This window comes from Salinarimonas chemoclinalis (assembly GCF_041514305.1).
Classification (GTDB): Bacteria; Pseudomonadota; Alphaproteobacteria; order Rhizobiales; family Beijerinckiaceae; genus Salinarimonas; species Salinarimonas chemoclinalis.
Genome location: NZ_JBGMWH010000032.1, coordinates 1 through 12,898 on the forward strand (window position 1 = coordinate 1; position 12,898 = coordinate 12,898).

The following is a 12,898-nucleotide window of genomic DNA, read 5'->3' on the forward strand; positions in this document are numbered from 1 at the left end:
CCGAACAGAACTGTCAACCAATCAACCGGTCTATTCCGTCAGGGATCTATCCGGTCTGAACAGCCGCCCCGCTTCCTCCCCGAAGGGGAGGAGTCCGCGCGGAGCGCGGGCGGTGGGGCCGTTCGGGCTTTCCGGGCGAGCGGCCTCGCCGTCCTCCCCACCCTCCGGCCTTCGGCCGTCGTCCTCCCCTCCGGGGAGGTGGCGCTACACCAGCCGGCGCCGCGCGCTCGCGGTGTGCTCCTTGACGACCGTCTCCGTCTGCGGGTCGACCTCGCGCAGCAGCACGTCGTAGCCCCACAGGTCGGCGAGGTGCTGGAGTGTGCGGCGGGTGTCGCTCTCCTCGAGGCCGACGCGGTTGAGCATCGTGTGCTGGAGGATCAGCCGCCGGTCGCCGGCGAGGTCGACGTCGACGATCTGGATGTCGGGATCGGTGTGAGCGACGTCGTACTGCATCGCCAGCGCCCGACGCAACTTGCGATAGCCTCGCTCGTCGTGGATCGCGCGCACCTCGAGATCGGGCTCGTCCTCGTCGTCGACGACGTGGAACATCTTCAGCTTGCGCATCAGGTGCGGCGAGAGGAATTGCAGGATGAAGCTCTCGTCGCGGTAGTTCGCCCACACGTCGCGCAGCACCGCCATGTGGTCGCCCCGGCCGGCGATGTCGGGGAACCACTCCCGATCCTCGTCCGTGGGCGTCTCGCAGATGCGCTCGATGTCCTGCATCATGGCGAAGCCGAGCGCGTAGGGGTTGATGCCGCCGTAATGCGGCTCGTCGAACTGGGGCTGGTAGACGACGTTGGTGTGCGAGCGCAGGAATTCGAGCATCGCGCCGTCCGAGATGCGTCCGGTCTCGTGCAGCCGGTTCATGATCTTGTAGTGGACGTAGGTGGCGCAGCCCTCGTTCATGACCTTGGTCTGGCCCTGGGGATAGAAGTATTGCGCGATCAGCCGCACGATGCGCAGCGCCTCGCGCTGCCAGGGGGCGAGCTTCGGGGCGGTCTTCTCCAGGAAATAGAGGATGTTCTCCTGCGGCAGCTGGAGCAGCGCGTGGCGGCGCAGGAGCTCGGCGTCGTCCGGCGTGCCCTTGTCCTTCGCGGGGACGGTGCGCCACAGGTCGTTGTACATCCGCTCCTCGTGGAGCCGGCGCTCGCGCTCGCGCTTCTCCTCGGTGCGCAGGTCCGGGCGGACCTTGCGCGGGTAGCGATGCACCGCCTGGCTCATCAGCGCGTGGGCGGCGTCGAGCACCATCTCCACCGGGCCGTGGCCGTAGCGCTCCTCGCACTCCGAGATGAAGCCCTTGGCGAACTCGAGATAGTCGAGGATTCCGTCCGCGTCGGTCCACTGCTTGAACAGGTAGTTGTTCTTGAAGAAGTGGTTGTGGCCGAACGCCGCGTGCGCGATCACGAGCGTCTGCATCGTCGTCGTGTTCTCCTCCATGATGTAGGAGATGCACGGGTTGGAGTTGATGACGATCTCGTAGGCGAGCCCCCGCATCCCCTTGCGGTAGCTCGCTTCGTGCGCGGCGAAGTGCTTGCCGAAGGACCAGTGCTTGTAGAACAGCGGCATGCCGATCGAGGAATAGGCGTCGAGCATCTGCTCGGCGGTGATCACTTCGATCTGGTTGGGATAGACGTCGAGCCCCAGCTCGTTCACCGCCACGTCCTCGCAGGCGTCGAACACCCGCTGGATGGTGTCGAAATCCCAGTCCGCCCCCTCGAAGAGCAGGCCGTCGGGCAGGCTGCCGCGGCGAGGCGCGGGCTTGCGGGTCGTCGGTTCGGCGAGGCTCATGCGCGTCTCCCCCGCATCCTTGCTGTCGTGACGGGTCAGGCCGTCGCCCGCTCGCCCTTCTTGGCGAAGAGCTCGCGGAAGACTGGATAGATGTCGCGGCGGTGCCGCACCTTGCGCATGGCGATCTGCGCCCCCGCGGTGCGGGCGAGATCGTAGGTGCGCCACAGGTCGCTCTGCCGGTAGCCGAAGCCCATCGGGCTGTCGTCCTCGCGGCCGACCTCGAGATAGGCGAAGTACTGGCACGCGGGCAGGATCTCCTCGGTGAGCAGCGCCGACGTCTTGGCATTGTCCGAGGAGGTGTTGTCGCCGTCGGAGGCCTGGGCGGCGTAGATGTTCCAGTCCTCCGGACGATAACGCTCGCGCATGACCCGGATCATCTCCACGAGCGCCGTCGAGACCACCGTGCCGCCGGTCTCCGGCGAGTAGAAGAACGTCTCCTCGTCCACCTCCGACGCCTCGTGCGTGTGGCGGATGAAGACGATCTCGACATGCTTGTAGCGTCGCTTGAGGAAGAGGTAGAGCAGCGTGAAGAAGCGCTTGGCGAGGTCCTTCATGTGCTCGGTCATCGAACCGGAGACGTCCATCAGGCAGAACATCACCGCCTGCGCCACCGGCCGCGGCGTCGATTCCGACCGACGGTAGCGCAGGTCGATCGGGTCGATCCAGGGGATCGCCCGGGTGCGCTTCCTCATGCGCGCGAGCTCCTCGCGCGCCTCCTCGAGCCGGATCGGGTCGTCGTGCGTGCGCTCGAGTTCGGCGATCTCCGCCTCGAGGGCCGCCATCGCGTCCGGCCGAGGCCGCCGCAGGGCGATGCGCCGCGACAGGGAGTTGCGCATCGTGCGGGTCAGCGCCAGGTTCGCCGGCGATCCCGTCACCGAGAACCCGGCGCGGCGCCAGCTCAGCTGGTCCGTGGTCGCGAGCTTGCGCTTGGCGAGGTCGGGCAGCTCCAGGTCCTCGAGGAACAGGTCGACGAACTCCTCGTGCGTGAGCGCGAAGCGGAAGTCGTCCTCTCCCTCGCCGCCGGGCGCGCCCTGCGAGCCGCCGCCCCCGCCGCCGCGGGGCGGGCGCGCGATGCGCTCGCCCTCGACGTAGTCCTTGTTGCCCGGCAGCAGGTAGTCCCGCACGCCGCCCTCGGAGGATCGCCGCAGCCGTGGCTCGCGCACCCCGTCGAGCGGGATCGAGACCTCGCCGCCGGCCTCCAGGTCCTTGATCGAACGCTCCTTGGACGAGTCGCGCACGGCACGCTTCACCAACGCCTTCGCCCGGCGCAGGAAGCGCTGTCGGTTCGCGAGGCTCTTGCCGCCCGGGTTCAGGCGGCGGTCGACGATATGCATCAAGGCGCCTCTTTCGCGCGGGCCACCCTCAGCCCGCCTGCTTCACGCGCATGTACCACTCTACCAGACGTCGCACCTGCCGCTCGGTATAGCCCCGTTCGGTCATCCGGTCCACGAAATCGGAGTGCTTCTTCTCGGTGTCGGAATCCTTCTTGGAGCCGAAGCTGATCACCGGCAGCAGCTCCTCCACCTGGGAGAACATCCGCCGCTCGATCACCTCGCGGATCTTCTCGTAGGAGGTCCAGGACGGGTTCTTGCCGCCGTGGCTCGCCCGCGCCCGCAGCGAGAACTTGACGACCTCGTTTCGGAAGTCCTTCGGGTTGGCGATGCCGGCGGGCTTCTCGATCTTCGTCAGCTCCTGGTTGAGGAGCTCGCGGTTGAGGAGCTGGCCCGTGTCGGGGTCCTTGAAGTCCTGGTCCTCGATCCACGCGTCCGCGTAGTCCACGTAGCGGTCGAACAGGTTCTGGCCGTAGTCGTGGTAGCTCTCGAGATAGGCCTTCTGGATCTCGTTGCCGATGAACTCCGCGTAGCGCGGGGCGAGCTCCGCCTTGATGAACTCGACGTAGCGCTTCTCGGTTTCGTCGGGCAACTGCTCGCGACGCACCGTCTGCTCGAGCACGTACATCAGGTGCACCGGATCGGCCGCGATCTCGATCGTGTCGTGGTTGAACGTGGCGGCGAGCACCTTGAAGGCGAAGCGGGTGGAGATCCCGTCCATGCCCTCGTCGACGCCGGCGGCGTCGCGGTATTCCTGGATGGAGCGCGCCCGCGGGTCGACCTCCTTGAGGCTCTCGCCGTCGTACACCCGCATCTTCGAATAGAGGTTCGAGTTCTCGTGCTCGCGCAGCCGCGAGAGCACCGCGAAGCGCGCCAGCATGTCGAGCGTACCCGGTGCGCAGGGCGCCTCGGCCAGCTCCGAGGTGCGGATCAGCTTGTCGTAGATCCGCTGCTCCTCCGTGACGCGCAGGCAGTAGGGCACCTTGATCACGTAGATGCGGTCGATGAACGCCTCGTTGTTCTTGTTCGCGCGGAACGTCTGCCATTCGGCCTCGTTGGAATGCGCGAGGATGATGCCCTGGTAGGGAATCGCGCCGATGTTCTCCGTGCCGGTGTAGTTGCCCTCCTGCGTCGCGGTGAGCAGCGGGTGGAGCATCTTGATGGGCGCCTTGAACATCTCGACGAACTCGAGCACGCCCTGGTTGGCGCGGTTGAGGCCGCCGGAGTAGGAGTACGCGTCGGGGTCGTTCTGTGAGAGGGTCTCGAGCTTGCGGATGTCGACCTTGCCGACGAGCGACGAGATGTCCTGGTTGTTCTCGTCGCCCGGCTCGGTCTTGGCGATGCCGATCTGGCGCAGCCGCGAGGGGTTCACCTTCACGACCTTGAAGCGGGAGATGTCGCCGCCGAGCTCGTCGAGACGCTTGAGCGCCCACGGGCTCAGCAGGCCGGTGAGCCGTCGGCGCGGGATGCCGTAGCGGTCCTCGATCATCTCGCCCATCCGCTCGGGATCGAACAGGCCGAGCGGGCTCTCGAAGACCGGGCTCATCTCGCCCCCGGCCTTGAGCACGTAGATCGGGTGCACCTCCATCAGCGCCTTGAGGCGCTCGGCCAGCGAGGACTTGCCGCCGCCCACCGGCCCGAGCAGGTAGAGGATCTGCTTGCGCTCCTCCAGCCCCTGGGCGGCGTGGCGGAAGAAGGAGACGATCCGCTCGATCGTCTCCTCCATGCCGTAGAACTCCTCGAAGGCGGGGTAGACCCGGATGGTGCGGTTCATGAAGATCCGGCCCAGCCGGGAATCCTTCGCCGTGTCCACCATCTGCGGCTCGCCGATCGCCGCGAGGATGCGCTCGGGCGCGCTCGCGTACATCATCGGATCCGACTTGCAGCCTTCGAGATAGTCCGTGAGGGACATCTCGGTCTCGCGCCGCTGGTCGTACATCTGCGCGAATGAGGTGAACAGGTCGTCGTTCGGATACATGTTCGCTCGCCCCATCATGGCATCATCTTGACTTCAACCCCCGACCCTTGTCGAAGGTTGCCGGGAGAATGCGTCGGCGAATAGACGGGCATCGGGTCGCACGTGGCTCTCACATGGCGGCTCGTCCCTCGAATCGGTACCCGGCGCACGCGTCGTCGTATCGTGCCGAAGGCCAGTGTGACGGAGCCGGGTCGGCGCGCCTATCCGCGCTGAGCCGGATGCGGTGAACTGGTCGCGGCCTGCGGCGCGTGCCCTCGTCGGGACCGCGCGCGCCGCAGCGAAGCAAGACGCGTACCCAATCGGGGCGCGCCATGGAGAACTCCGCCCGTGCCGCGCCCGCGCCTCATTCGAGAGCTAGCGCGCGGCGACCCGTCGCACAGGGGGCGCGTCCGAGGCGACGCTCCCGACCACCACCCACCGGACGTTCCCATGGCCCGTACAGTCCAGCCCGTTCTCGCGCTGCTCCTCGCCGTCGTCCTCCTGATGGCGGGCTCCGGGCCGCTCGGGACCGTGGTCAGCGTGCGGCTGGGCGAGACCGACGCCTCGACCCTGGTGATCGGCCTCGTCATGGCGGCGAACTTCCTCGGCCTGACGCTCGGCGCGCTGTTCGCCTTCCACGTCGTCACGCGGGTTGGGCACGTGCGCGCCTTCGCCGCCTTCGCCGCGATCATGGCGGCGGCGACGCTGGCCTATCCGGTCGTCGTCGACGAGCCGCTGTGGGCGCTCTACCGCATCACCCAGGGCTTCTGCGCGGCGGGCCTGTTCGTCTGCATCGAGAGCTGGCTCAACGATTCGGCCACGCCGGAGAATCGCGGGACCATCCTCGCCGTCTACATGACGTGCCTCTATTTCGCGCAAGGCGCGGGACAATTCGTGCTGACCGTGCCCGACGAGAGCGGCTACCTGATCTTCAGCCTCGTCGCGATGGTGATCATCCTCGCCGTGGTGCCCGTCGCGATGACGCCACGTGCGCCGCCGATGATCCCCAACGTCTCCAGCTTGAGCTTCAAGCGGCTTTGGATCGCCTCGCCGCTGGGCATCTTCGGCTGCATCTCGTCGGGGCTCGTGCTCGGCGCGATCTACTCGCTCGCGCCGGTCTACGCCTCTGGCCAGGGCCTCGACCTCTCCGACACCGCCAGCTTCATGTCGGCGATCATCTTCGGCGGCGTGCTGCTGCAATGGCCGCTCGGGCGGCTGTCCGACCGCTACGACCGCCGGCTCGTCATCGTCGGCACGATGGCGGCGGGCGCGGTCGTCTCCTTCGCCATGCTGCCGACGCCCGGGCTCGGCTTCTGGGCGATGCTGCTCGTCGGCGCGCTCTACGGCGGCATCGGCTTCGCGATCTATCCGCTCTGCGTCGCCCACACCAACGACCACCTCGAGCGCGAGGAGCGCGTCGGCGCCTCCGGTGGCCTCGTCCTCACCTATTCCGCCGGCGCGACCGTCGGGCCGCCGATCGCGGCGGCGGTGATGGGGGCGCTCGGACCCTCGGGCCTGTTCGTGTTCTCCGGCGTCATCGGCGCCGTCTCGATCGGCTTCGCCGTCTGGCGCCTGCGCGCGCGCCCCTCGGTGCCGGCGGACCAGCAGATGCGCTTCCAGAGCCTGCCGCGCACGACGCCCGTCGCCGCCCCGCTCGACCCGCGCGGCGAGGAGACGGTGGAATCCACGCCGACGGTCTCCCACACCCACGCCGCCGAGACGATGGAGGGGATCGAGGCCGCCGTGGTCCAGGCGGAACAGGCGCAGTTCCTGGAGCTGCAGGGCGAGCTCGATTTCGGTCGACCGCGGGAGAGTTCGTCGCGGGAACCGGCCGACACCGCCGCCTGAGCCTGCCGCATCGCGTGCGCTCGACCCGACTTCGTCAAGTCACTTGACGAAAATCGGGACACGTCGCAGAGTGCCCGGCACATGGCACGAGGAGGGGGCGTTCATGGCCCTTCGCATCCAATCCCCGCAGGGCGCGCCGGCGCGCGACGCCGCAGGGGCGCTGGCCGCACGCTACGATGCTGCCGCGGCGCGGTGGCACGACAAGATCACGCGACTGGGCTACTGCCGCGCCTACGCGGACCTTTGCCGCGCCTTCGCCCCCGGGGCGGTGCCGGCCGGGGACGCCGCCGCGCTGCGCGTGCTCGACGTCGGTACGGGGACGGGCGCCTTCGCTGCGGCGTTCGCCGAGGCGCGGGGACCGGGCGGCCCAATTTCCCTCGATCTCCTCGACAAATCACTCCCGATGCTCGACGAGGCCGCTCGGAGGCTGGCCGACGCGGGGCTCGCCTGCCGCCTCATTCCCGGGGAGCTCGGCGTGGGGCCGCTTCCAGCCGGTACCTACGACGCCGTCCTGTGCGGGCACGTCGTCGAGCATCTGCCCGATCCAGCGGCCGGGCTGGAAACCCTGCGTGCGGCGCTGCGGCCGGGCGGGCTGCTGCTCTTGGTCGCGAGCAAGCCGCACTGGTGCACACGCCTGCTGCAATGGCTCTGGGGGCACCATGCGCTGCCGGAGGCGACGGTCCTGCATGCCCTGGAGCGCGCGGGCTACGTGCGGGCCGAGGTGTTCGCGTTCGACGAGGGCCCGCCGAGCCGTACCAGTCGCGGCTATGCCGCGTGGGCGTGACGGGACCGCGCGCCCGATGAGCGAGACGACCCGAGTACCGCCCGACCACATCGGCTGGCTGCTGCACCGCGCGAGCACGGTCTGGTCGCACCGCTTCGCCCACGCGATGGCGAAAGCGGGCTTCCCATGGTACGCCGAGGCGCGCGGCGCGCTGCTGCGACACCTCGCAGCCGAGCCCGTCTCCCAGTCGGAGATCGCCGCCCGCGCCGGGCTCACGAAGCAGGCGGTCCAGCAGCACCTGGACGCTCTGGTCGAGGACGGGATCGTCGAACGTCTCCCCGATCCGAAGGATGCGCGCAGGCGTCGCGTGCGCCTGACATCGGCGGGCCTCGCGGCGCTCGCCGAAGGAGACCGCATCAAGGCGCGCATCGAGGCGCAGGACGCGGCGCGGATCGGCCCTGCGCGGCTGGAGGCGCTGCGTCGCGATCTCGTCACCCTGGCGCAGGACGCCTGATCCCGCCGGGGACTCGCCTTCGCGCCCCCCGGAACACACCCACCAGTTCCACGTGGGGCGCGTGGGCGAACTGGTCGACCGGCGTCACCCGCTCCAGCGCGTAGCCCGCGCCGACGAGGATCGCCGCGTCCCGCGCGAAGGTCGCCGGATCGCAGGAGACGTACGCGATCGTCGCGACCGTCGTCTCGGCGAGGCGCGCGGCCTGCGCCTGCGCGCCCGCCCGCGGCGGGTCGAGCACCACGGCGTCGACGCGGGCGAGCTCGGTGGAGAGGAGCGGGCGGCGGAACAGGTCGCGCGCCTCGACCGTCACGGGGCGCAGCCCCGGCGTCGCGCGCGCGGCGCGGTCGAGCGCGGCGAGGGCGGCCGCGTCGCTCTCCACCGCGTGGACCTGCGCGCGCTCGGCGAGCCGCAGGGCGAAGGGTCCGGCACCGGCGAAGAGGTCGGCGACGCGCCGGGCCTTTCCCACCGCGTCGAGCACCAGCGCCGCGAGCGCGGCCTCGCCCGCGCCCGTCGCCTGCAGGAAGCCGCCGGGCGGGATCGCCACCGCGGCGCGGCCCATCCGCACGAGCGGCGGGCGCCGCTCGACCAGGATCTCGCCGTGCAGCGAGAGGCGGGCGAGATCGAGGAGCCCCGCCGCGCCGACGAGCTTGGCGCGCAGCCCCGCGTCCACCGGGCCGTGGCCACGCACGTCGACGTCGAGCCCCGCCTCGGTGAGCGTCACCTGGATGTCGAGCGGCTTGCCCGAGCCGCGCAGGAGGTGCGCGAGCCCCTGCGCGGCCCTCGGCGCGTCGGCGAGGCCGGGCTCGGCCACCGGGCAGGCGTCGATCGCCACGAGATCGTGCGAGCGCGCCGCCATGAAGCCGACGCGCGCGCCGCCGTCGCCGGCGCGCACATGGAAGGTCAGCCGCCGACGCCCGGCGCCGTGCGCGTCCACGGTCGGTGCGATCGCGCCGGACGCGACGCCCGCGGCGGCGAGGGCTCCGGCGACGATGTCCGCCTTCCAGGCCCGCTCCGGCGCGGCGGCGAGGTGCTGCGTCAGGCAGCCGCCGCAACGGCCGAAATAGGGGCAGAACGGCGCGACGCGGTCCGGCGAGGGCGTCTCAACCGCGACGAGGCGCGCGCGCTCGCCGGCACCGAGTGCGACGCGTACCCGCTCGCCGGGGAGGGCGTAGGGGACGAAGAGCGGTCCGCGTTTCGTCTCGACGATGCCGTCGCCCCGCGCGCCGAGGCGGTCGATCTCCACCGTGACCACGTCGGTCTCGCCGGGCTTCAGCCCGCTCGGGGGAGGATCACTCACGCGCGGCTCCGATCAGGCTCTCGCGGTTGCCGTCGCCGCCGGCGATCGGGGAGGCGACCCGGCCGAGGACCCGCCAGCCGCGGCCCTCGAGCCAAGCGGCGACGTCCGCGGTCACCCGCGCGCGGATGGCCTCGTCGCGCACGACGCCGTGCTTGTCGAGCGCGGCGCGGCCGGCCTCGAACTGCGGCTTGACGAGCGCCACCAGCCGCGTGCCGGGCGCCGCCTGGTCGAGCACGGGCGCGAGCGCCACCGTCAGCGACACGAAGCTCACGTCGGCGACGATCAGTGCAACCGGGAAGGGCAGTGCGGCGAGATCGAGGCCGCGCGCGTCGCAGCCTTCCCGGGAGAGCACCCGCGGGTCCGCCCGCAGCCGCGGGTGCAGCTGGTCGCGCCCGACGTCGATCGCCGCGACCCGCGCGGCTCCGCGCGCCAGCAGCACGTCGGTGAAGCCGCCGGTGGAGGCGCCGACGTCGAGGCAGCCGAGGCCGGCGGGGTCGATCCCGAAGGCGTCGAGGCCCGCCTCGAGCTTCAGCCCGCCGCGCGAGACCCAGGGGTGCGGCGCCTGCGCCGCGATCTCCGCGGTCTCGGCGAGCGTCTCCGACGCCTTGCGCACGGGGGTGCCGTCGGCGACGACGAGCCCCGCCGCGATCGCCGCCTGCGCCTTGGCGCGGCTCTCGAACAGGCCGCGCGCGACGAGGAGCGTGTCGGCGCGCAGCTTGGCGTTGGCGGGCGGCCGCGCCTGCGGCGGCGCATCGGGCATGGCGTTCTCCGGATCGGATCGGTGGCGATCCGTAGCACGGGCGCGCCGCGGCCGCGAGGATGGGGAACATCGCCCCGGACCGCCCGTTCCCCGGCTTTTCGAACCGACCCGGAGGCCACCACATGCAGCACCCCACACCGCATCGCCGCATGCCGCATCGCTGCAGCACGTTCACGCTCGCCGCGCTCCTCGCCGGCGGCGTCGCCGCTGCTCCCGCCGCGGCGCAGGTCCAGTCGCAGGACGTCGAGACGGTCGAGGCCCCCGTCGTCGGCGTCGACGGAGAGGAGATCGGCCTCCTGGTGCTGCGCGGCGGCGCGAACGGCGTCGTCGCGCGGCTCACCATCGAGGCGGGCCGGCTCGCCACCGGCTGGCACGCGGCGCACTTCCACAGCGTCGGCGACTGCTCCGACGCGCCCGAGTTCCAGGCGTCACGGGGCCATATCGCGTCGGACGGTGCGATGCACGGCTTCCTGCATCCCGAGGGTCCCGAGGCGGGCGATCTCGCCAACTTCTACGTCGGCGAGGGCGGCGCGGCGGTCGCCGAGTTCGCGACCACGCTCGTCACCTTCGACGGCGACCCGGCGCTATTCGACGAGGACGGCTCGGCGCTCGTGATCCACGAGAGGCCCGACGATCACGTGACCCAGCCGATCGGCGGCGCCGGCGGGCGCGTCGCCTGCGCGGTGATCGAGCGCGGGCGGTGAGGCACGTGGCGCATACGCTCGCTTAAGGGTCGCCCCGCTAGCTTGGCCTGCGGGCCCGGATCTCGGGCGATCGGAGCGGAGCGGGGCGGCGTGAGCGTGGGCGACGAGGAGAGCGAGATCGGGCGGCTGCGGCAGGCCCTCGCGGAGCGCGACCGGCTCGTCGCCGCGCAGGAGGCCGCGCTCGCCCACGGCGCCAAGATCTTCGCGCGCTCCTGCGAGGTCGCCAGGATCGGCGTGTGGGAATGCGCGTTGCCGGACGAGCGTCTGAGCTGGACCGACGGCGTCTACGACATCTTCGGGCTGCCGCGCGGGACGCCGGTGACCCGCGCCCGCGCCGTCTCCCATTACCACCCCGACTCGCTCGCCGAACTCGATCGGCTGCGCGGCCGGGCGATCCGCGAGGGGATCGGCTTCACGCTCGACGCGCGGATCACCACCGCGCGCGGCGCCGAGCGCTGGATGCGCATCACCGCGACCGTCGAGCGCGAGGACGGCGTCCCGGTGCGCATCTTCGGCATGAAGCAGGACATCACCGAGGAGAAGACGCTCCAGGACCGCACCCGCTTCCTCGCCGAGTGCGACGTGCTCACGGGGCTCGCCAACCGCAGCCGCTTCCAGGCGGCGCTCGCCGCGCCGAGCGCGCGGGGCGCGGCTCCCGTCGGCGCGCGGGCGCTGCTCCTCGTCGATCTCGACGGCTTCAAGCACGTCAACGACACGTTCGGTCATGCCGCCGGCGACGCCTGCCTCGTCGCGATCGCCGAGCGCCTGCGCGCCGCCTGCGGCGGGGCGGTGCTCGTGGCGCGCATCGGCGGCGACGAGTTCGCGGTCCTCCTCGAGGGGCGCGACCGCGTGGTGTTGGAGGAGGCGGCCGGCGCTCTGGGCCGACGCATCGTCGCCGACGCCCGCGAGCCGATCCGTCACGCCGGCCGGTCCTACGAGATCGGCGCGTCGGTCGGCGTCGCCGTGAGCGCGGGGGCCGCGGGCAACCCGCACGCGGATCTCCAGGGCGAGGCCGATCTCGCGCTCTACGCCGCGAAGGCGGCCGGCAAGGACCGCGTGGCGCACTTCGACCCGACGATGCGCGTCGACGGCACCGCCCGGGTGCGGACCATCGCGGAAGTGGCGGCGGCGCACGACGAGGGACGTCTCGCCCTCGTCTACCAGCCGATCGTCGATCCGCGCGACGGGTGCGTGCGCGGCTTCGAGGCGCTGCTGCGCCGGCGCCGCGCGGACGGCACCCTCGCGGACGCGGCGAGCTTCGCGGCGGCGCTGCGCGACCCCGATCTCGCGCGGCGCCTCGACGAATGGGTTCTCGACGCCGCGCTGGCGCAGGCCGGGCGCTGGCGCCGCGAGGGCGTGCGTGCCGGCGGCCTCGCCGTGAACATGGGCGCAGCGACCGTCTGCGCTCCGGGCTTTCCGGAGCGCGTCCTCGCCGGGATCGCGCACGAGGGCCTCCCCGTCGGCGGCGGCCTCACGCTGGAGATCGCCGAGGCGGCGTTCGAGGCGCGACGCGACGCGCTCGCGGGGCCGCTGGCGCACCTGCGCGAGGCCGGCGTGCGCATCGCCCTCGACGATTTCGGCGACGGGCGCACGCCGCTCGTCGAGATCGGGCGGCTGCCGATCGACACGATCAAGATCGACGGCGCCCTGGTGCGCCGTGCGCACGACCCGCGCGAGCGCGTGGCGCTGGAGGCGCTCGTCCACCTCGCGCGGGGCTACGGGATCGAGCTCGTGGCGGAGGGCGTCGAGACCGCGAGCGAGCGGGCGCTCGTCGCGGCGATGGGCATCGTGCGCGCGCAGGGCTGGCACTTCGCGCGCGCCCTGCCGGCGGAGCGCCTCGTGCACGAAGTGGAGATCGACGCCGCGGCGTTGTGCGCCTGAGCCGCTCGACGGCAGGCGCGCGCCGGTTCAGGCGCGCCGGCCGAGCACCGCGCCGTCCGCCTGCGCACCACCCAGCGCCTCGAACACCTTGGCC

The 12,898-nt window shown here is 71.5% G+C and carries 10 protein-coding genes; 5 read left to right on the forward strand and 5 right to left on the reverse strand.

All coding sequences use genetic code 11. The annotated features are described in order from the left end of the window. Positions 1-204 precede the first annotated feature (204 nt). Genes AB9M23_RS22375 through AB9M23_RS22385 form a run of 3 tightly spaced genes read right to left on the reverse strand, consistent with a single transcriptional unit; the run spans position 205 to position 5,097 of the window. The gene (locus tag AB9M23_RS22375) at positions 205-1,788 is read right to left on the reverse strand and encodes a SpoVR family protein (RefSeq protein WP_372426911.1); all 1,584 of its coding nucleotides are present in this window, start codon (positions 1,786-1,788) and stop codon (positions 205-207) included. Between the two features lie 35 nt (positions 1,789-1,823). Beyond that, on the reverse strand, positions 1,824-3,122 hold the full coding sequence (locus AB9M23_RS22380) for a YeaH/YhbH family protein (RefSeq protein ID WP_372426912.1): 1,299 nt from the start codon (positions 3,120-3,122) through the stop codon (positions 1,824-1,826). A 28-nt stretch (positions 3,123-3,150) separates the two neighbouring features. Beyond that, positions 3,151-5,097: a PrkA family serine protein kinase gene (locus tag AB9M23_RS22385; protein ID WP_372426913.1), complete on the reverse strand. Its 1,947-nt coding sequence runs from the start codon at positions 5,095-5,097 to the stop codon at positions 3,151-3,153. 429 nt (positions 5,098-5,526) lie between these two features. On the opposite strand from AB9M23_RS22385, the gene AB9M23_RS22390 reads away from it, so the two are divergent. From AB9M23_RS22390 to AB9M23_RS22400, 3 genes are all read left to right on the forward strand, one after another. Further along, the gene (locus AB9M23_RS22390; RefSeq protein WP_372426915.1) at positions 5,527-6,924 is read left to right on the forward strand and encodes an MFS transporter; all 1,398 of its coding nucleotides are present in this window, start codon (positions 5,527-5,529) and stop codon (positions 6,922-6,924) included. 103 nt (positions 6,925-7,027) lie between these two features. Continuing rightward, positions 7,028-7,708: a class I SAM-dependent methyltransferase gene (locus tag AB9M23_RS22395; RefSeq protein ID WP_372426917.1), complete on the forward strand. Its 681-nt coding sequence runs from the start codon at positions 7,028-7,030 to the stop codon at positions 7,706-7,708. 16 nt (positions 7,709-7,724) lie between these two features. Then, positions 7,725-8,162 carry a MarR family winged helix-turn-helix transcriptional regulator gene (locus tag AB9M23_RS22400; RefSeq protein ID WP_372426919.1) on the forward strand — a complete coding sequence of 146 codons (438 nt, stop codon included), beginning with the start codon at positions 7,725-7,727 and terminating at the stop codon, positions 8,160-8,162. Here the strand turns inward: AB9M23_RS22400 and AB9M23_RS22405 are convergent. Further along, entirely contained in the window at positions 8,140-9,459 is a 1,320-nt protein-coding gene (locus AB9M23_RS22405; RefSeq protein WP_372426920.1) for a class I SAM-dependent RNA methyltransferase, read from the reverse strand. The two genes, AB9M23_RS22400 and AB9M23_RS22405, sit on opposite strands and share 23 nt — an antisense overlap. Next, positions 9,452-10,219 carry a TlyA family RNA methyltransferase gene (locus AB9M23_RS22410; RefSeq protein WP_372426921.1) on the reverse strand — a complete coding sequence of 256 codons (768 nt, stop codon included), beginning with the start codon at positions 10,217-10,219 and terminating at the stop codon, positions 9,452-9,454. The genes AB9M23_RS22405 and AB9M23_RS22410 overlap by 8 nt, the downstream gene beginning before the upstream one ends. Positions 10,220-10,341: 122 nt before the next feature. Between AB9M23_RS22410 and AB9M23_RS22415 the strand changes: the two genes are divergently transcribed. Together AB9M23_RS22415 and AB9M23_RS22420 are read left to right on the forward strand one after the other, a co-directional pair. After that, positions 10,342-10,923 (forward strand): superoxide dismutase family protein, encoded by a 582-nt coding sequence (locus AB9M23_RS22415; RefSeq protein ID WP_372426923.1) that lies wholly within the window; start codon positions 10,342-10,344, stop codon positions 10,921-10,923. Between the two features lie 90 nt (positions 10,924-11,013). Beyond that, positions 11,014-12,804, forward strand: a complete 1,791-nt coding sequence (locus AB9M23_RS22420; RefSeq protein WP_372426924.1) for a putative bifunctional diguanylate cyclase/phosphodiesterase — start codon at positions 11,014-11,016, stop codon at positions 12,802-12,804. Positions 12,805-12,898 lie beyond the last annotated feature (94 nt).

What these genes read in the sequence shown, in the direction of transcription:
- AB9M23_RS22375 (WP_372426911.1), bottom strand. Translation starts at nt 1,788, where the DNA reads ATGAGCCTCGCCGAACCGACGACCCGCAAGCCCGCGCCTCGCCGCGGC.
- AB9M23_RS22380 (WP_372426912.1), bottom strand. Translation starts at nt 3,122, where the DNA reads ATGCATATCGTCGACCGCCGCCTGAACCCGGGCGGCAAGAGCCTCGCG.
- AB9M23_RS22385 (WP_372426913.1), bottom strand. Translation starts at nt 5,097, where the DNA reads ATGTATCCGAACGACGACCTGTTCACCTCATTCGCGCAGATGTACGAC.
- AB9M23_RS22390 (WP_372426915.1), top strand. Translation starts at nt 5,527, where the DNA reads ATGGCCCGTACAGTCCAGCCCGTTCTCGCGCTGCTCCTCGCCGTCGTC.
- AB9M23_RS22395 (WP_372426917.1), top strand. Translation starts at nt 7,028, where the DNA reads ATGGCCCTTCGCATCCAATCCCCGCAGGGCGCGCCGGCGCGCGACGCC.
- AB9M23_RS22400 (WP_372426919.1), top strand. Translation starts at nt 7,725, where the DNA reads ATGAGCGAGACGACCCGAGTACCGCCCGACCACATCGGCTGGCTGCTG.
- AB9M23_RS22410 (WP_372426921.1), bottom strand. Translation starts at nt 10,219, where the DNA reads ATGCCCGATGCGCCGCCGCAGGCGCGGCCGCCCGCCAACGCCAAGCTG.
- AB9M23_RS22415 (WP_372426923.1), top strand. Translation starts at nt 10,342, where the DNA reads ATGCAGCACCCCACACCGCATCGCCGCATGCCGCATCGCTGCAGCACG.